The organism is Tenacibaculum agarivorans, assembly GCF_001936575.1.
GTDB classification, from domain to species: domain Bacteria; phylum Bacteroidota; class Bacteroidia; order Flavobacteriales; family Flavobacteriaceae; genus Polaribacter; species Polaribacter agarivorans.
In genome coordinates, this window is record NZ_MSMP01000002.1 from 80884 (window position 1) to 100940 (window position 20057).

Below are 20057 nucleotides of genomic sequence, written 5' to 3' on the forward strand. Positions count from 1 at the left end.
TAGATTTGTGTAATAAGGTATTTACTGTATGGAATTTAAAACGACATGTTCTTATTGTGGAGTAGGATGTGGTATTATCGTAAAAAAAGACATCAATAATAAAATTTTTGTTGAAGGCGATAAAGATCATCCTGTAAACAAAGGAATGCTATGCTCTAAAGGGATGAATTTACATTATGTTGTAAATGATACTTCAGATAGGATTTTATATCCAGAAATGCGTTGGAGTAGATCTCACCCAAGAGAACGAGTAACCTGGGATCAAGCATTAGATAGAGCATCAAAAGTTTTTAGTTCAATCATTAAAAAGCATGGTCCAGATAGTGTAGGTTTTTATGTATCAGGGCAAAGTTTAACAGAAGAATACTACATCGCAAACAAATTGACCAAAGGTTTTTTAGGAACTAACAACATAGATACCAATTCTAGACTCTGTATGAGTTCAGCAGTTGTAGGGTATAAGAAAACCTTTGGAGAAGATAGTGTGCCCATTGCTTATGCAGATATTGAATTGGCAGATTGTTTTTTGATTACTGGAGCCAATCCTGCTTGGTGTCATCCGATTTTGTTTAGAAGAATAGAAAAACATAAGGAGGAAAATCCAGGAGTAAAAATTATAGTAGTAGATCCAGTAAAAACCGATACCGCTAGCTTTGCTGATTTACATTTACAAATCCACCCAGGAACAGATGTGTTTTTGTATAATGCCATAGGTAATTACCTATATAAAAGAGGCTTAATAGACGAAGATTTTATCAACAAGCATACAGATGGATTTGAAGCCTACAAAGAATTGATTTTTAAAACATCAATTAAACAAGCTGCAAAGATTTGTCGTATTACTGAAAAGGAAATCAAGCAAGCTGCAAATACCATTGGTACAGCAAAAGGATTTATCAGTATGTGGGCTATGGGGCTCAATCAGAGTGTGGTAGGAACAGATAAAAATACAGCGTTATTAAACTTATCATTAATTACCGGACATGTTGGTAAGCCAGGCTCTGGACCTTTTTCATTAACAGGGCAACCAAATGCAATGGGAGGTAGAGAAGTTGGAGGAATGGCTAATTTATTAGCAGTCCATAAAAACTTATTAAATAAAGAACATAGGAGAGAAGTAGCTGAGTTTTGGGGTGTAGAAGAAATTTCACCCAAACCCGGTTTAACAGCAACAGAAATGTTTGATGCTCTGGAGAAAGGTGATTTAAAAGCGATCTGGATTGTTTGTACAAATCCAATGGTAAGCTTACCCAACTCACATCGTATTGAAAAAGCACTAGACAAAGCAAAGTTTGTTGTAGTTCAAGACATTTCATTCAAGTCAGACACTGTAGAAAAAGCAGACCTCGTATTACCAGCTGCCGGATGGTTAGAAAAAGAAGGTACGATGACAAATTCTGAACGAAGAATTTCTTACCTACCAAAAGTAATTAACGCTCCAGGCGAAGCCAGACCAGATGTTGAAATTCTATGTGATTTTGCCAATAGAATGGGCTACAGAGGATTTAATTACAATGAAACTAGTGAAATTTACGATGAATATGCATCAATGACTAAAGGAACTAACATTGATGTTTCTTTCCTAAATTATGATAGATTACAAAATGAAGGAACGTTTCAATGGCCTGTTCCTGAGCATAGACATCAAGGTACTGTAAGATTATTTCAAGATAAAAAATTTTACACACCATCAGAAAAGGCACAGTTTAATGTACCTGTATCTAATTATGAATCTATTACAGAAGTTAATTCTGAATATCCTTTAATTTTAACCACAGGTAGAATTAGAGATCAATGGCATACCATGACTAGGACTGGTAAGGTTTCTAGACTTAAAACGCATTATCCGGTACCAGTGTTGCAAATCAGTAATCTGGATGCACATTTGAACAAAATTAATGATGGAGATATAGTAGAAGTCAAAGGAGAAAACGGATTAGTAAGAGTAAGGGCTAAAATCTCCGATAACATTAAGAAAGGTGTGGTAATGTTACCAATGCACTGGGGAAAACAATTACAAAGCGATTTAAATAGAGCAAATAATATTACAAAAACTGTTGTTGACCCAGTTTCAAAAGAGCCTGATTTTAAATTTACAAGAGTTTCAGTATCAAAATATAAAAAACCTGTTGAAAAAATTATAGTGATTGGAGCGGGAGCAGCAGCATTTAGATTTGTTCAAAATTATAGAGAATATAATGAATCTGATGAAATTCATGTATTTTCTAAAGAATCTAATCTGTTTTACAATAGAGTCTTACTTCCAGAATATGTAACAGAGGAATTAGCTTGGAATCAACTAACCAAAATAAAAAAGTTAGAATTAGATGAATTAGATCTGAATATTTATTCAGAAAACCCCATATCTAAAATAGATAAAGAAAATAAAACGGTTATAGATAGTAAAGGAGTTGCACATAAGTATGATAAGCTAGTTATGGCTACAGGTAGTAGAGCATTTTTACCTAAAGATGTTCAAATTAATTTACCTGGTCGTTTTACAATGAGAAATAAAACTGATGCCGATGAGTTTAAAGCATATTTAGATGCGACTAATTTACCTCCAGAAGAACAACATATTGTAATTGTTGGAGGAGGTTTGTTAGGTTTAGAGCTAGCAGCAGCAATGAAGCATAAAGGCGTTAAAATCACTATTATTCAACGTGCTTCTCGTTTAATGGAACGTCAGCTAGATCTAGTGTCTAGTAAACTGTTAGCATTAGATGTACAAGAACGTGGAATTCAAATTTATTTTGATAACGAAGTGAGTACCGTTTTTGATGATGAAGATACTAAAGAGCTTAATATTACCTTAAAAAGTGGTAAAACGATAAATGCACATGCAATTGTTTATGCTATAGGAACAAAGCCGAATATAGAAATTGCAAAACAAAATGGTATTGAATGTAGAAGAGGAGTTATTGTAAATCAATATTTACAATCTTCAGACCCTAATATTTTTGCTATGGGAGAAATAGCTGAATTTAACAATCAATTATTTGGTATCACTTCTGCCGCCGAAGAACAGGCTACAATTTTAGCCAACTATTTGGCGGGGGATGTGAGTAGTATTTATAGAGGATCTGTACTGATGAATATTTTAAAATTTAACGATTTAAGTTTATGTAGCATTGGAGATGTTAATATATCAGAAAACGATTCAAAATATGAAGAGGTGATCTTTACAGATGTTTCAAAACGATATTATAAAAAATGTGTGATTAAAGATGATCTGTTGGTTGGAGCTGTACTCATGGGAGATAAAAGTGAGTTTGCAGAGTTTAAAACCATGATTGAAAGTAAAATTGAAATGGCAGAAAAAAGGGATACGTTACTTAGAGGTAGTTCTAATAGTGTTCCTGTGTTAGGAAAATTAGTATGTTCTTGTAGTCAAGTAGGACAAGGAAATATAGAAGAAGCAATAGCAAATGGATGTACTAATTTTACAGAATTATGTAAAAAAACAGGAGCAGGTTTAGGTTGCGGAAGTTGCAAAACTGAAGTACGAGAAATTCTCCATAATTCTAAATCATAATGGAAAAATTAAATCGCTTAATTGTTAACGGTGGAGTATTATCTCCAGGAGAGTTGAAACATATTTGTGAAGTAGCTGAAGAATTGGGGATGAATGCAATTTCTTTTGGATCTCGACAAGATATTATTTTTCCTAAAGATATTGATGAGAATAAATTGTCTTCGTATGATACACTTAAAATTATTACGCCATTAAAAGACAGGATACAAAATGTAGTATCATCTTATGTAGCTTCAGACATTTTCCATAATACATCATGGCTAACAAGTTCAAGATATTTATATGTTTTAGAACAATTTAAATATGAACCAAAATTACGAATCAATATTACAGATCCTAAACAAAGATTAGTGCCATTATTCACGGGTAATATCAATTTTATTGCTTCAGAATATGAAGATTACTGGTATTTGTATGTTAGATTACCTAAGTGGAGAAAAAATAAAATGTATCCAGCATTAGTGTATAGTTGGGATCTACATAAAGTGGCTAATGTGATAGAAAAGATTTTAATAGAAGAACCAGAAACTATTGAAACTGTTTTCGAATTGGTAAATGATGCTATAACGACTAATAATAGAACAGTAGATAAGCCGTTAGAAGTACCTTTTCATCCGTTTCCTTATTATGAAGGAATGAATAGAAGAGGGGATAAGTATTGGTTAGGATTATATTGGCGAAATAATCTTTATGATACTGAATTTTTGAAAGAAATGTGTGACCTGTGTTATGAAAATAAAATAGGTAAAATATCGATTACGCCATGGAAATCTTTTATTGTTAAAGGAATTCCTGTAGCTTCAAAGCTAGATTGGGAAAAACTTTTGGGAAGATTCGGGATTAACGTAAGGCACTCTATGTTAGAACTAAATTGGCATTTGCCAGTTAATGATGATGATGCCATGAGTTTAAAGAAATATTTAGTAGCCAATTTTGATCAAAATGATATAAGTACTTATGGGCTAAGTTTTGGAATTACAAATTATATCAGTAATCCGTATCATTTTACAGCAATTGTTATTGAAAAGAATAGAAAACCCGAGGCCATAGGAGATTTTGTGATAAGAGATTCTTATAATTTATTACATGCAAAAAACTTCGATCCTAATACCCAAGAGTATATTATGTATGTTCAAGATGTTGATAAAATTGAACTACCAGGTTTATTAATGGAATTAAGTAAACTGTATTTTGAACAATTAGGAACAGAAAAAGATACTACAACTCAAAAGAAAGAGAAAAAAGAGGTTATAGAAGATGAAATCTATCAATGTTCAGAATGTTTAACAGTGTATAATAAAGAATATGGAGATGTTACACAACATATAGCTCCAAATACACCATTTGAAGATTTACCAGATTCATATGAATGTTCAGTTTGTCAAGCGCCTAAAGAAAGTTTCGAGAAAAAAGTGTTAGTGAAATAAAGCAATCATTCTCTTAAAAACGAGATTTTTTGTTATTAAATTAATAAATTACTTCTTCACTTCACTATAACCGTCTTATAAGTTTTTGCAAGAATTCAAGATTTATATTAAAATAATTGGAGTTTTATGCTAAAAACCTAGGGGTTTTTCTAAAAAAAAAAATAGACTTGTTGAATGTCACTTCGAGATGCTCGACAAAGATTTTATGAAACGGCTGTAATGACATGTCACTAAAAAAAGGACCTATTGATAAGAATTTGTAAAAATCAAGGTAGCAGGGTTGACTGAAAGATGAAAAGCTGTTTGAGCGTTAGCGAGTTCTTTTCATCTGTGGCTGGAGATGCCGTAGTATTTTTAAATTCTTATCATTCCAGTCTTGATTTTTGCTCCTTTGTATCAAGACAAAGGAGAAGGAATATAATTTATTTGCATATTAGTATAAATATTTGTTTTTCAGTATTTAAATAAAGATATCAATGGTAATAAAATTATTCGCAATTAAATGGAAAATAATTTTTTACTGAATCAAGTTCAGCAGGGCTATCGAGAAGTTTTCGTTACACAAATTGTTCTCGATACACCTCCTTTATAGTAGGTTTTTTTTTTTTTTTTTTGATAATCAGTATTTTAAGTTTTAATTGTTAATTATCAATAATAATGGAACTCAGGATAGAGATAAATAATTTTTTACAAGTTCTAATTCGTAAGGAGTATTCACATTTGAGGTCAATATTTTTTCTTCTTCAGATAGAGCTATTCGTTTGGTTTTACATTCAGAAACAACATGCATTAACCTATGTTGTTTGTTTTGTATAGCTTGATAAAATTTGTCTTCACATTTTTTTGAATACAAAGCAATTAAAGGCATTGCTTTTTTTTCGCTTTCAATCATAATAATCTCAAAATCATTTTCAATTTCATTCAATAGTGTTTGTAGTATCTTGGTTTGTACTAAAGGAATATCACAACTCAAAATTAAATTATAAGGAGTTGTAGAAGCTTTTAAACCAGAATAAATTCCTGAAACAGGTCCAAAATCAGGTATTTCATCTTTAGTTCTCTTATATCCTAATGCCTCATGTTTTTCATAATCGGAAACAATAATTATTTCATTAGTAACAGGTAGTAAAGCATCAATACTGTATGAAATTAAAGGCTTATTCTTAAGAAGTAATAAGCTCTTATCTTTTCCCATTCTCGAACTTTTTCCACCTGCTAATACAATACCAGTTATGTTTTCTTTTTTTATCATAATGTTTACGTTAAACATCTTTAATTTTAGCTAACTCTTTATCTAGAAAATTCCAGCAATTCTGATTTATTTGTTCAAAAGCTATAATTAAATTTTTACCATATTCGGTTAAGGTAGAGCCTCCACCACCTTTTCCTCCAATACTATTAACAGTAACAGGTTCTTTGGCAGATTGATTCATAGAATCTAATAAATGCCATGCTTTTTTATAGGATAAGTTAATTGATTTTGCAGCTTTAGATAAAGACCCAGTATTTTCTATAGCTTTTAATAATTGAATGCGTCCTTCACCTAAAAAGACATGTCCCTCTATTTCAATCCAAATTCTACTCTTGATCTTATATTTCATAATTCGTATTCATAAATATTAGTCTAATGAGAATCTCGTTTAAGAATAATAGTGTCACTTCGAGTGAAATTATTTGTAATACAATGAAAAATAATTTTGTATCGAGAAGTAATAGTCTTGTTCTCAATAGTTCTGCTGAGTAAAATCGAAGTACAATTTTATTTCATTATTTTTCAGAAAAATCACTTGAACCAACAAGAATTTCTTACGCAGGATTCCTATTAATTTAAACCGGTAATACTATAACTTCAACTAAATCGTCCTTTTTAATTTCCTTTATTTGTTTCGGAATATATACCAATGCATTACTTATAGCAAATGTTTGCAACATCGCAGAACTTTGTCCGTCTAAAATTTCTACTTTTCTATTAGTATATTTAGCCTTTAAAAACTGTGGTTTATCTCCTTTTTTGAAAAAACTATGTGTAAGTTGAGCTTTAATTTTGGGTAGCTCTACTATCTTTTTTCCCATGAAATTCTGCAAAGCGACATAAACGTACATATAAAAACAAATTAGCGCAGCAGCTGGATTTCCAGGTAAAGCAAAAATCTGTGTATCATTCTTTTTACCATAAAATATAGGTTTTCCAGGTTTTTGATCTATTTTAAAAAAAAGCGCATCAACACCTATTTCATCTAGTACCGATCTGATAAAATCATATTTACCAACAGAAATACCACCTGTAGTAATTAGGATGTCACAACTATCTATACTTGTTTTAACGCTTTTTAAAATCTCATGATAATTATCTTTTATTACATAGGTGGTAACATCATAAAACTTTAAACTATATAGACAGCTCAATAGCATTTTAGAATTACTTTCATAGATTTTACCATGACTTAAACTATCATTAATTTGTAGTAATTCATTTCCAGTAGAAATTATGACAATGCTAGGTTTTTTGAATACAGATACTTCATTTATGCCTAAAGAATATAGTAAACCTACAACTGCTGGAGTAATTTTAGTACCTTTAGATAGTGCTATTTCATTTTTTTGAAGCTGTTCACCTCTATATCGGATATTTTTCCCTTCGGTAATAGTAGCTTCAAGTTTTATAAGATCATTATCTACCGAAACCTTTTCTTGCATAATTACTGTATTCGCATCATTAGGTACAGCAGCACCCGTAAAGATTCGTACACATTCACCTTTGTCTAGTTTAGGATTCCAAGAATCGCCAGCTTTAACTTCTCCAATAACCTTATAGGTAGGTTGATCATGATAATGTAGTGCATATCCATCCATTGCAGATTGATTAAAAGAAGGAATATCAATAGGAGATGAAATGTCTTCAGCTAAAAAATATCCACAAGCTTTTTCTATAGTTTTTATAGTGCTTTTAGGTTGAACTGTACTATGTTTTTTGATGATTTGAATGGCATCTTCAATGGAAATCATATGCTTATTTTTAGTATCGCTATATTTTGATAAATATAACGATAACAATAGTACTCAGCTAAAAAATATAGGTAGATTTATGATAAAAAAAGGTGATGTAAAATTAAAACTTCCAAATAAAGAGTGCTTTTTTTGGTGATATGAGAAAAATGATACGAAGCACTTGTTCATTAAGTATTATTACGTACTTTTCATACATAAAAAGTATTTTTTTGCATACAAGATCTAAAATATCAATACTACAAACCACGTGTATAAATTGTACACAAACCAATTGTATAGTCAATTCATATGCGAATTCTGAAAGCAATCGAAAATTCATTGAAAGTAAGAAGATTTTAAAATGTAAAAAAGGACAGCAATTTATTATGGAAGGTGCCATGGTAAATGGCTTATTTATCATCCTTAAAGGAACAGCAAAAGTTTTTAGAACAGGAATTAATGGAAAAGAACAAATTGTTCGTTTTGCTAAATCAGGAGAAGTGATCGGTCATAGAGGTTTTGGTACTGAAGAACATTATCCTATAGGAGCTGTTGCGCTTGAAGACACCTTACTTTGTTACTTTTCTAAAGAACTCTTACAAGAAGCATTATTAAACAATGCAAAGCTAGCATATGATATGATGTTATTTTATGCAAATGAGTTAAATAGAAGTGAGAGTAAGGTAAAAACTATATCTCAAATGACCGTAAGAGAGCGTGTTATAGATAGTATATTATATATCAATAGAAAGTTTGGTGATACAGATGGTTATTTGAATTTAGTATTAAGCAGAAAAGAATATGCTGACTATGCAGGTACTACTGAAGAGCAAGTTATTCGAACGTTATCTACCTTAAAGAAAGAAGGATTAATTAGAACAAGAGGAAAAAAAATTGGTATTTATAATATTGATAATTTAAAGGCTGAAATCAGTCAGCATAATTTCTTTTTAGATAGTTAGTACGTAATTAAGTACTATAACTCCATTAAAAATTTCATTGTATATGTTTAGTTTAAATGATAGTTAACTAGTTTGTTAGCTGTTTTTATTTGTGCCGTGATTTTATAAAACATGTTTTTTCGCAGTTTTTTATATGGTGTAAAAAAATAGTAATGCATGGTATTTGTCATGCTACTAAACTATTACTACTTATATATTTGTCAAAAACTAAGTATTAATACGTATAAAAGCTCACAGATGAAAACAATGAATTTTTTATTTAAAAAAACAATTTCACTAGTATCAGTAGCTGTTCTATTATTTTCTTGTGGGGGCAAGGAAAAAAAAGATAATAAAGCAGAATCAAAAGTAACACCAGAAGTAGCGACATTAGAAATTGAAAAGCCACAATTAACTTTCGGTTTTATAAAGTTAACCGATATGGCACCTTTAGCAATTGCAAAAGAAAAAGGATATTTTGAAGATGAAGGCTTATTTGTATCTGTAGAAGCACAATCAAATTGGAAAAATGTATTAGACAGAGTGATAGATGGTCAATTAGATGGTTCTCATATGTTAGCAGGACAGCCAATTGCCGCAGGAGCAGGTTTTGGAAGGCAAGCAGATTTAGTAACTACTTATTCTATGGATTTAAACGGAAATGGTATTACAGTATCTAATGATGTATGGTCTAAAATGAAACCAAATGTTCCAAAAAGAGAAGATGGAAAACTAATTCATCCTATTAAAGCAGATGCACTAAAACCAGTAATAAAAGAATACAAAGAATCAGGGAAATCATTTCATATGGGAATGGTGTTTCCAGTATCTACACATAACTATGAAATCCGTTACTGGTTAGCAGCAGCAGGTATTCATCCAGGTATGTATACAGCAGATAATATTCAAGGACAAATAGATGGTGAAGTATTATTATCTGTAACTCCACCACCACAAATGCCAGCCACTTTAGAATCAGGTACTATTTATGGGTATTGTGTTGGAGAACCATGGAACCAACAAGCAGTATTTAAAGGTATTGGTGTGCCGGTAACAACAAACTACGATATCTGGAAAAACAATCCAGAAAAAGTATTTGTTATGACTAAAAAGTTTATCGAAGAAAACCCGAATACAGCTGTAGCAGTAACAAAAGCTTTAATTAGAGCAGGGAAATGGTTAGATGAGCCAGAGAATAGAAAAGAAGCGGTTAAAATTTTATCAATGCCACAATACGTAGGTGCTGATGAAGTAGTGTTAGCGAATTCTATGACAGGAACTTTTGAATTTGAAAAAGACGATAAAAGACAAATGCCAGATTTTAATGTATTCTATAAGTATCATGCTACTTATCCTTTTTACTCAGATGGAATTTGGTTTTTAACTCAAATGCGTCGTTGGGGACAAATTCCTGAAACAAAACCAGCAGCATGGTATTCAGAAACAATTCAAAAAATTTATAGACCAGATATCTGGAAAAAAGCAGCAGGGTTATTAGTAAAAGAAGGAAAGATTCCTGCTACAGATATACCAACTACGGATGGATATAAACCGGCTACTACTGATTTTATTGATGGGAAGTCGTATGATGCTAAAGATCCAATAGGATACATTAACAGTTTCGCTATAGGAAACAAAGACAAATAAAGAAGAATATAAAATAACCTACAAAAGTTTAAGATCATGAAGCAGAGTGTAACAGTAAGCAAATCAGAAGAAGCAAAATGGCTAGAAGGGATTAAAGTTGTATTATCTAAGCTACAATTTAAAACCCCAACATTTAATCTGAAAAAAATTATTGTCCCAGTAATTTCAATAGTTGCATTTATTGGAATATGGTATCTTGGCGCAGAAGCATTGCGTCAGAGAGAGATTAATTTTAGAGTAGAAAAAGCACTTACAGATCAAGGTCAGGCTGCTGCTAATGCTTTACAAGCTTGCTTTGCTTCTAATGAATCTACATGTCAAACCAATACATTACCATCTCCAACTCAAGTTTGGGCATCAGTAATTACATTAGTAAATGACTATTATGTAGTAAAACAAGATAAACTTGATTTTAAAAACAAAACAGCAGCTGTAAATGCAAAAAGAATTGCGGCTGGTAAAGCCCCAATAGTATATACAGGTAGGGCTTCGTTTGTAGATATTGTAATCAGAAGTTTAAAAACAGTGTTTGCAGGATTTTTGTTAGCTTTCTTTATTGCTGTACCCATTGGAATTGTTATAGGATTAAGTCCAACATTACGAAATGCAATCAACTGGTTTATACAAATTTTCAAGCCAGTTTCACCGGTAGTTTGGTACTTATTAGTATTCATGATTGTAAAAACGTTATTAATTGGAACAAGCTCAGATAATTCATTCTTAATTTCATTTATAAGTGTAGGATTATGTGCAATGTGGGCTACTTTGGTGAACACAGCAGTTGGAGTTTCTACAGTAGATAAAGATTACATCAATGTAGCTAAAGTTTTAAAATTAGGACAGTTGCAAAAGATCTTTAAAATCATATTGCCATCATCTTTACCATTAATTTTTACAGGATTAAGAATCACATTATCTGTGGCATGGATGGTATTAATTGCTATTGAGCTATTAGCACAAAGCCCTGGTTTAGGAACGTTTGTTTGGGAAGAATTCCAAAATGGATCTAGTGAATCTAACTCCAAAATTATTGTAGCGATGTTTGTTATTGGTATTATAGGATTCTTATTAGATAGATTCATGTTAACCATTCAAAATATGGTGTCATTCAACAAAAGTGAAGGTATATAATTTTAAGTTAATTAATTAAATGTAAAAGAAGGTAAGATGGCGTATTTAGAACTTAAAAACATATACAAAACATACGGAGAAGGTAAAGATGCTACTGAAGTATTATCAAACATCAATTTGAGTATAGAGGAAGGTGAATTTGTAGCAATAGTAGGTTTTACAGGAAGTGGAAAAACAACGCTAGTAAATTTAATTAATGGTTTATTGGAACCTACTAGCGGAGAAGTACTATTTAAAGGAGAACCGGTAAAAGGAACAAGTCATGAAAGAGGGGTTATTTTTCAGAATTATTCTTTACTACCGTGGCTAAGTGTAGAACAAAATGTATTAATGGCAGTTAGAGAAGCTTTTCCAAAAAGAGAAAAAGCGGTTTGGAAACGAAAAGCAGCTCATTATATAGATATGGTAGGTTTAACACCAGCTATCAATAAACTTCCTAAAGAATTATCTGGAGGAATGAGACAACGTGTAGCTGTAGCTCGTGCACTTTCCATGAAGCCAGATATGATTATCATGGATGAGCCTTTAGGAGCTTTAGATGCATTAACAAGAGGAAATCTTCAAGATCAAATTCTGAACATTTGGGGTAAAGATAAAAGAACAGCCTTGCTAATAACCAATGATGTAGATGAAGGTATTTACATGGCAGATCGAATTATTCCTTTACGTCCAGGACCTAATGCAACTTTAGGCCCGGAGTTTAAAATAGATATTGAAAGACCAAGAGATAAGACGGAGTTAAATGACAATCCGATTTATAAAACAACAAGAAATGCAATTATTGAATACCTAATGGGTATAGGTGAAGGGCGTAAATCTGAACAACAAAGTACTTATATATTACCAGATTTAGCGCCTAAGAGTTTTGTTAGATTATAATTAAAATTATAAAAATGAGTATATTAGAAGCAGAAACACATATAATAACTCAAACTGCCCCCGAAATAGAAACTAAAGAGTTGATGTTGGATTTAAAAAATCTTAAAAAGGTTTATCCAACCCCCAAAGGAGAATACGTTGTTTTAGAAGATTTGAATCTTCAAATCATGAAAGAAGAGTTTGTAACTATAATCGGTCATTCTGGTTGTGGTAAAACAACAATGCTTTCAATGATAGCAGGTTTAAATGAAATCACAGGAGGTAGTATTTCAGTGTTAGGAAAACCAATTAAAGGTCCAGGACCAGACAGAGGAGTTATTTTTCAAGCACCGAGTTTAATGCCTTGGATGACATCTTTACAAAATGTATTACTAGGGGTAAATCAAGTATTTCCTCACGCTACAAAAGCACAACGTAACGATATAGCCAAGTACTATTTACAAAAAGTAGGTTTAGAAGATGCGTTTCATAAAAAAGCAAGTGATTTATCTCAAGGTATGCAGCAACGTGTAGGAATAGCAAGAGCTTTTGCTATTAAGCCGAAAGTGTTATTGCTAGATGAGCCTTTTGGAATGTTAGATTCTTTAACAAGAGGCGAACTTCAAGATATTCTAATTGAAATTTGGAATAAAGAAAAAATTACGGCAGTTATGATTACCCACGATGTAGATGAAGCTATCTTTTTAGCAGATAGAGTAGTAATGATGACTAGCGGTCCTAAAGCTAAGATAGGAGATGTGTTGGAGATAGATTTTGAAAGACCAAGAACAAGAAAAACAGTCCTGGAGCATGACGATTATTATCGTTACAGGAAACATTTAATAGATTTTTTAGAACATTAAAAACTAAAACATGAGAAACAAACTTATTTTATTTAGTCTGATAGCAATGTGTATAGAGTTTGCTAACGCACAGTTCATTTTAGAAGGTGAATTTAGACCGCGTACGGAGTTATTTGGAAACGGATTCAATTATAGATACCAACCTGGCGGAACTACATCAGGACGTGAAGGTACAACTCCATATTTAGGAACATCAGTTAGAGCAGCATTAAATGCTAAATACTTGACTGAAACTTACACAGTATACTTAGGCGTACAAGAAGTTTTTCAGTTTGGTGATAGACCGCAGATTTCTGCAGCAGGAAATGGAAATTTCAGAATTCAAGAAGCTTGGGTAGATCTGAAATTATCGGATAAGTGGAGATTAAAATTTGGTAGACAACCTTTGTCATATGACGACCAAAGGATTTTAGGAGGCTTAGCTTGGGCCCAACAAGCAAGAACTCATGATGTTGGAATATTAAAATTTAAAGACAATGGATTTGCTATAGATGCGGGGTATTCTCTTAATACTAATGGGGATTTTGCAGGAGATAATATTGTAGATACTGCAGCATTATTTAGCTACAGAGAATTAGCTTTTATTCATGCTAATAAGAAATTTGGAAACGTTAGTGTAAGTGCTTTATTATTAGGTAATGTGTTTCAAAATGGACAAGAAAATAAAGCAGGTTTATTTACTGGAGGTGTTCATATCAAAGGAGCATTTGGTAAGTTTGGTTTAGCAGCTAATGCATATTTCCAAGATGGAGATAGAATTAGTGGAGATGGACTTTCGGATATTCCAGTAGAAGGCGCTTATTTAGCAAGTTTAGATGCAACATATAAAGCTTCAGATAAAATTACTGTATTAGCTGGAGGAGAAATCATTTCCGGTGCAGGAGATAATGGTCCGGGGTTCTTTCCATTATATGGAACTAACCATAAATTCAACGGTTTAATGGATCGTTTTTATGTAGGAAACCACGCGGTTGGTAACGGGTTAGTAGATATCAATTTAGGAGCAAAATTCAACTTAGGAAAAGGTTATAATTTAACATTAAAAGGACACAATTTTACGGAAGAATCTGGAAATGCAAATACATTAGGTCAAGAAATAGATTTAGTATTAGCTAAAAAATTCAAAGGATTCAAATTAGTAGCAGGATACTCTCAATTCTTTGAGAGCGATGATTTTCCAAATCCAGCAGGAAACCCAGTTGCTAAAGACTTCCAAAATTGGGCATGGGCAATGTTAATTATTAAGCCTAAACTTTTCAACGGAACTAAAAAATAACATTATTAAATTTTAAAGTACCCTTCAAAGATACTTTACGATTTCATTTTGAATCGGGAGACAAACGATGTGATTTTAAATTATTTGTTTGGATTAAAGGTAGTTTCTTACATAAGATACTACCTTTTTTTACATAAGATTAGAGAATATTTATCACAAATGATAGCTATAAAAGCTAAATAATGTGAGTTCTATTTAAAAATACATGTTTAACATGTAAATCAATGAATCACGTCATTACGATAAGCGAAACATAGTGAAGTGAAGAAGTAATCTATTAATTTAATAACGAAAATCCAGTTTTGAGGAAAAGATTACTTTATCTGTTACACTTCTTTGCAATGGTTTCCTTATTTACAATAAGTTCAAGGTAAAATTATGTTAAACTCAAGCTACTTTAAACTTTTGTCTAAAAAAAACTTATCACTTTACAACTCAAGACTCCCGACAAAAAATTGGTGAAACGATTGTAATGATATTTTACTTAAAAAGATCTATTGATACTAATTTTAAATAACAAAATATATTATAAAGTGATGAAAAGCAGTGCTTTTGAATCTTCTTCGCAGAATAAAATTTCATTTCGTTAAAAAATATCGAAGCCTTGGAGAGATTTTAGGAATGAAATTTGGTTTTTAGCATTTGCTAAAAAATTCATTGAAGAAGTGTCCTTTTTTTGGCTTGGTTTATCCTGAGCGCAGTCGAAGGCTTTTTTTGGACAAGCAAAAAAATGAACAAGGAAGCTAAAAAAATCACGAATCTTTATAACTTAGTTATATGGTAGACAAAGGAGGGAAAATATACATTATTTGGAGTGCTGGTCTAAGTGTCTGTTTTTTAATTCTTACCAAAGGTGTTGGTGATGGTGAAATTCTGAAAAGAATTTTGTATCGAGAACAATCTTTATAGTGATTAAAATAGCCTTTTTCGATACGATTTTCTATCTAAAATCCACTATTACTTTTAATTTCTTCTATTTTCATAATCACCATGGAAGTATGTATGAAATTTTTAGCTGTAAATCATATTATATTATTGAAACAACACAACTTCAATCTTTTTGTTGTAAACTTTTTTTGTATAAGAAAATTACACTAAGTTGTACTCCTGAGCTTTATTACTGAGTTCCATAATATTTTTCACGTTTAATTTCTTCATTAAATTAAAACGATGTACTTCTACAGTACGTTTACTTATGGCTAATTCTTCTGCAATTTCTTTATTGTTTTTCAGCTGTAATACAAGTTTTAAAATCTGTGTTTCACGCTTGGTAAGTTTAAAAACGTTAGATTGATGATCCGTTTGTTTTTTCTCAAAAAAGGTATTTTTTCCATTAATAAAGTTAGAAATAATAGCATCAGACACATCTCCAGAAAAATATTTATCTCCATCCGCTACTTTAGATAAAGCTTTAATAAATTCTTCTTTACTAGAACCTTTAAGCAAGTAACCATCTGCACCAGCTTGAATGGATTGCACCACATATTCCTCAGAATCGTGCATAGAAAGTACTAAGGTTTTTAAATTTTGATCCTTAAAATGAGTGTTGATTTCATTAACAAGCTCAATACCATTCATTTCAGGCATTCTAATATCAATAATTAGTACAGTACCTTCTTGTAAGCTTTTTACAATTTCTAGCGCATCTTTACCATTAGAAGCTTCATCAATCACATTAATCTTTTCCTGATCTTCTAGTAATGCTTTTATACCATTCCTAACCAAAACATGATCGTCTACCAAAACAACATTAATAGTTCCCATAAAGTATATACATTAATCAACAAATATAATTAGAAACAAATCAGAAGACAAACTACTTTTTTAAGGATTTATATGAATTGAGTTGTAGAGAAGAGTGACCGAAAATTATTACGGCCTAAAAATAAATAATCATTATCAATGGCTAATTATATAGTATTTCTTACTTTTTGTGTGTTTATTATTACCATTTATGTAAAAAGTGATGTTTTTTATTTTATGGTTTCAAGATTAATATTACCTTTGTAATGAAAAAAATAAAGATTGTTACATTAACATAAATTGCTAAAATCAAATATTTTATGAGAAAATTTGTAGTAAACATCGTTATGATGTTATTGGTATGCATTGGATATGCGCAAGAGCTTCCAAATATAGTACCGCCGACACCCAATGCGCATTCATTAGGTCAGTATGGAGAAGTGCCTATAGGTATGTTTACCGGTTCGCCAAATATGGCTATTCCTATTACAGCCATTAGTTTACAAGGGTATTCATTACCCGTAAATTTAGTATATAATTCTAACGGAATACGTATAGATCAATATTCTTCTCCTGTAGGTTTAGGCTGGGATTTAATAGCCAATGGAGTTATAACCAGAAGAGTAAATGATGAGCCTGATGAAGAGGTTAATCAAGTGATTATGCCTGATCCAGAAACAAAATTGTATACTCCAGAAATGCTTAATTTTTTACAGATCAATACAGCAACTAGTGGAGAAGATGGATACGATCACCAGCCTGATGTGTTTACATTTAATTTTAATGGATATTCTGGTAGTTTTTTCTTAAAACAAGATGCTAATGGTATTATTTCAAATAGAACGGTGGTATTAATGGAAGCCTCACCATTATTAATAGATATACAATTAATAGATTATGAATTAACCTTCGTAATTACCGACCCAACTGGTATTGTGTATACTTTTGGTGGTGATAGTAATGCTATAGAACGTAGTAAAAGTAGTTCGTCTTGTGGTGAAACTCCATATAAAAACTCACCTCATTTTGTAGCTAATGCATGGTATTTAAAAGAAATAAAACTACCTAGTAGTAGAACAATAGATTTTGAATATCAAAAGAAAACAGTGTATTATGATACAGGAGTAACCCAAAGTATATCTAGAGATAGTAATCAAAGTAGGGTTTCTTGTAGTAGAAATCCACACGATACTCCATGTAAATTAAGAACAACAGCAGCTATGTGTTATTTAAAAGCCATTCGGTCAGATATCCAAGATGTTGAATTTTCATATTCTCAAAAAGCAGGTATGCCAAATGGTATGGATAAGCTAGATAAAATCACTATCCGTAATCAAAACAACGCAGTAATTAAAAAGCATTTATTAGCTTACAAAAGCTATACTACTAGTGTTGCACCTAGTCCATATTATCATACCGAAAACTCAGATGGAATTCGCTTTTATTTAGATCGTATTACGGAACAAAATGCAGATAATGTATCTAAAAAACCACATGTATTTGAATATTATGAGCCTCACAAATTACCAGCACGATTTTCATTTTCACAAGATTATTGGGGATTTTATAATGGTAAAAATAATTTAAGTTTAATAGATGATGAAACACTTACCCTTGTAGCTTCTCAATTAGACTATAGAAATAGATTTACAAATTTTAATCCTGCAGATAAAACATCTCGTTTTTATTCATATGGGTTACTAAACAAAATCATTTATCCTACTAAAGGATATTCTACACTACATTTTGAACCTAACACATATTCTATCTTTGAAAAACAATATCCAGATCAAATACACGAAACAAAGTGGGCGCAAACTTCCAATAATGGGGTTACAGCATCTAACAAAGTTGTAATATCTGATGTAGCTTTTGATCAGTGGGCTGACTTAAGTTTTTTAAGAGAATTGATTGAAGAAGGTTTTGGAAATCCAACGTTAACATTAGATACTTTTCAATTTTTATTTAAAATAAAAGACATTACAACAAATAAGTATGATGTATGTATGTGGAGGTATGTCCCAAATATTGAGCCTGCATGTAAGGGTACAGCCACATCATCAGGAATTACAATTTATCTAGAAGATACAGGTTTGCCTTATAAAGTACGATTACTAAAAAATCATTCATACGAATTTACGCTATCGGTTACTAGAGCCAATACAAAGGCGGGGTTTAATATAAGTTATTATAATGAAGAACCTATTACTGTAGAGGTAAATAAAGAAGCTGGTGGTGGCCGTATAGGTAAAGTAGAAAATTTCGATTATACCCATACTTTATTACAAGCAAAAAAATACCATTATAACACTTTAGAAAAACAAAATTTATCTTCAGGAGCATTATTAAAAAGTTGGAAATCTAGTGTCTTGGTAAATGAATGTTACAGAACTAGCCAATTAGGAAATAATGAATTTGGTCGTTATACCACCATTTTATCTAATTCCGCTTTTCCTACCTATAGCGGACCTCATATGGGATACCATACGGTAATTGAAGAATTAGGTGAAAACTATACCGAAGGAGGTACTATTCATAAATTTAGTGTTGCCAGACGAACTGAATTAGGAAATATAAGTATTCATGGTATGTATATTCCAGGTACTCCACTGACGAATCATTTTGGTTTAGGTGATAAACTAGAAGAACACGTATTTACAAAGAGGGGAAATCACTTTTTAACATTGAGCACTAAGCAGTGGATGTATGAATATGATGATCGTTTAGATGATGAATTTATAGGATATCATATCAGAAGGAGAGGATCATTAAGAGATGCTTCTGCTTTTTTAGAAGACCCTGCTAAAAGAATTCATCTTTTTGATATTACCAGCTTTAGCATGATCAAACGTTGGAAATATTTAGATAGTGAAATTAGTAGAGTATTTGATATTAATGGAGAAAATCCTATTACTACAACAACAAAGTACAAGTATGCTAATCCATTACATCAACAGCCTACACAGGTAGAGACTACTAATAGTAAAGAAGAAACGTTAATTACCAATACATGGTATGCGCATGAGTTAAACAATACAGCATTACTTAATGAAAACCGAGTTACCGAACCGATTAAAACGGAAACTCTTAAAAAAGTAGGAAGTACTACCACTACTTTAAGTGGACAAAACACGGTGTATACAGGTGTTCTACCAAGTATAATTCAAACTAAGAAAAATAGCCAAGGATACGAAGATCGTATTGTATATCACAAATATGACAATAGAAGAAATCCAATTGAAGTTAGTAAAGCTGATGGTACTCATATAGTTTATATCTGGGGATATGATCAAACCCAACCCGTTGCTAAAATTGAAGGAGCTAAAGTCAGTGATATTCCTGATACGTATATCAATCCTATACAAGCGGCTTCAAATATAGATAACGATAGAACTCAAGGCTATGTTGGTAAAGAAGGAAATTTACGTAAGCAACTAAACAAGTTACATCAATTAACAGCATTAAAGAATGCTCAAATTACATTCTTTACCTACGATCCTTTAATTGGAGTCACTAGTATTACCGATCCTAGAGGAGAAGTTGTGTATTATGAATATGATGAGTTCAATCGTTTGAAATTTGTTAAAAATGCGGAAGGACAAATCTTAAAAGAAAATGTGTACCACTATAAAAATCAATAAGAAAAAG

13 protein-coding genes are annotated in these 20057 nt (G+C 31.6%); 9 read left to right on the plus strand and 4 right to left on the minus strand.

The features are described from left to right. Positions 1-28: 28 nt before the first annotated feature. Positions 29-3535: a nitrate reductase gene (locus BVC87_RS02030; protein WP_075340683.1), complete on the plus strand. Its 3507-nt coding sequence runs from the start codon at positions 29-31 to the stop codon at positions 3533-3535. Further along, on the plus strand, positions 3535-4962 hold the full coding sequence (locus tag BVC87_RS02035) for a rubredoxin domain-containing protein (RefSeq protein ID WP_075340684.1): 1428 nt from the start codon (positions 3535-3537) through the stop codon (positions 4960-4962). Before BVC87_RS02030 ends, BVC87_RS02035 begins: the two co-directional genes overlap by 1 nt. A gap of 664 nt (positions 4963-5626) precedes the next feature. Here the strand turns inward: BVC87_RS02035 and mobA are convergent. The 3 genes from mobA to BVC87_RS02050 form a co-directional block, all read right to left on the minus strand. Next, positions 5627-6214 carry a molybdenum cofactor guanylyltransferase gene (mobA, locus tag BVC87_RS02040; RefSeq protein ID WP_159439303.1) on the minus strand — a complete coding sequence of 196 codons (588 nt, stop codon included), beginning with the start codon at positions 6212-6214 and terminating at the stop codon, positions 5627-5629. Positions 6215-6224: 10 nt separating this feature from the next. Next, positions 6225-6563 carry a winged helix-turn-helix domain-containing protein gene (locus tag BVC87_RS02045; RefSeq protein ID WP_075340686.1) on the minus strand — a complete coding sequence of 113 codons (339 nt, stop codon included), beginning with the start codon at positions 6561-6563 and terminating at the stop codon, positions 6225-6227. Positions 6564-6789: 226 nt separating this feature from the next. Then, complete coding sequence (locus BVC87_RS02050; RefSeq protein WP_075340687.1) at positions 6790-7968, minus strand: molybdopterin molybdotransferase MoeA; 1179 nt, start codon at positions 7966-7968, stop codon at positions 6790-6792. A gap of 212 nt (positions 7969-8180) precedes the next feature. Here BVC87_RS02050 and BVC87_RS02055 point away from each other — a divergent pair, with 212 nt between their 5' ends. From BVC87_RS02055 to BVC87_RS02080, 6 genes are all read left to right on the plus strand, one after another. Next, positions 8181-8912 (plus strand): Crp/Fnr family transcriptional regulator, encoded by a 732-nt coding sequence (locus tag BVC87_RS02055; RefSeq protein ID WP_234974620.1) that lies wholly within the window; start codon positions 8181-8183, stop codon positions 8910-8912. 246 nt (positions 8913-9158) lie between these two features. Beyond that, positions 9159-10538, plus strand: coding sequence for a CmpA/NrtA family ABC transporter substrate-binding protein (locus tag BVC87_RS02060; RefSeq protein ID WP_075340688.1), 1380 nt, complete (start codon positions 9159-9161; stop codon positions 10536-10538). A 36-nt stretch (positions 10539-10574) separates the two neighbouring features. After that, entirely contained in the window at positions 10575-11669 is a 1095-nt protein-coding gene (locus BVC87_RS02065; protein WP_075340689.1) for an ABC transporter permease, read from the plus strand. 36 nt (positions 11670-11705) lie between these two features. After that, entirely contained in the window at positions 11706-12548 is an 843-nt protein-coding gene (locus BVC87_RS02070; RefSeq protein ID WP_075340690.1) for an ABC transporter ATP-binding protein, read from the plus strand. An 83-nt stretch (positions 12549-12631) separates the two neighbouring features. Continuing rightward, positions 12632-13390, plus strand: a complete 759-nt coding sequence (locus BVC87_RS02075; protein ID WP_099098827.1) for an ABC transporter ATP-binding protein — start codon at positions 12632-12634, stop codon at positions 13388-13390. A gap of 10 nt (positions 13391-13400) precedes the next feature. Further along, positions 13401-14666, plus strand: coding sequence for a hypothetical protein (locus tag BVC87_RS02080; RefSeq protein ID WP_075340692.1), 1266 nt, complete (start codon positions 13401-13403; stop codon positions 14664-14666). 1089 nt (positions 14667-15755) lie between these two features. On the opposite strand, the gene BVC87_RS02085 is transcribed toward BVC87_RS02080, so the two are convergent. Next, the gene (locus tag BVC87_RS02085; RefSeq protein WP_075340693.1) at positions 15756-16430 is read right to left on the minus strand and encodes a response regulator; all 675 of its coding nucleotides are present in this window, start codon (positions 16428-16430) and stop codon (positions 15756-15758) included. Positions 16431-16729: 299 nt separating this feature from the next. On the opposite strand from BVC87_RS02085, the gene BVC87_RS02090 reads away from it, so the two are divergent. Beyond that, the gene (locus tag BVC87_RS02090) at positions 16730-20050 is read left to right on the plus strand and encodes an RHS repeat protein (RefSeq protein ID WP_143569692.1); all 3321 of its coding nucleotides are present in this window, start codon (positions 16730-16732) and stop codon (positions 20048-20050) included. Positions 20051-20057: the final 7 nt, after the last annotated feature.

Excerpts from the sequence above, each read along its gene's own strand:
- BVC87_RS02030 (WP_075340683.1), top strand. The coding sequence starts at position 29 with ATGGAATTTAAAACGACATGTTCTTATTGTGGAGTAGGATGTGGTATT.
- BVC87_RS02035 (WP_075340684.1), top strand. The coding sequence starts at position 3,535 with ATGGAAAAATTAAATCGCTTAATTGTTAACGGTGGAGTATTATCTCCA.
- mobA (WP_159439303.1), bottom strand. The coding sequence starts at position 6,214 with ATGATAAAAAAAGAAAACATAACTGGTATTGTATTAGCAGGTGGAAAA.
- BVC87_RS02045 (WP_075340686.1), bottom strand. The coding sequence starts at position 6,563 with ATGAAATATAAGATCAAGAGTAGAATTTGGATTGAAATAGAGGGACAT.
- BVC87_RS02050 (WP_075340687.1), bottom strand. The coding sequence starts at position 7,968 with ATGATTTCCATTGAAGATGCCATTCAAATCATCAAAAAACATAGTACA.
- BVC87_RS02060 (WP_075340688.1), top strand. The coding sequence starts at position 9,159 with ATGAATTTTTTATTTAAAAAAACAATTTCACTAGTATCAGTAGCTGTT.
- BVC87_RS02065 (WP_075340689.1), top strand. The coding sequence starts at position 10,575 with ATGAAGCAGAGTGTAACAGTAAGCAAATCAGAAGAAGCAAAATGGCTA.
- BVC87_RS02070 (WP_075340690.1), top strand. The coding sequence starts at position 11,706 with ATGGCGTATTTAGAACTTAAAAACATATACAAAACATACGGAGAAGGT.
- BVC87_RS02075 (WP_099098827.1), top strand. The coding sequence starts at position 12,632 with ATGTTGGATTTAAAAAATCTTAAAAAGGTTTATCCAACCCCCAAAGGA.
- BVC87_RS02080 (WP_075340692.1), top strand. The coding sequence starts at position 13,401 with ATGAGAAACAAACTTATTTTATTTAGTCTGATAGCAATGTGTATAGAG.
- BVC87_RS02085 (WP_075340693.1), bottom strand. The coding sequence starts at position 16,430 with ATGGGAACTATTAATGTTGTTTTGGTAGACGATCATGTTTTGGTTAGG.
- BVC87_RS02090 (WP_143569692.1), top strand. The coding sequence starts at position 16,730 with ATGAGAAAATTTGTAGTAAACATCGTTATGATGTTATTGGTATGCATT.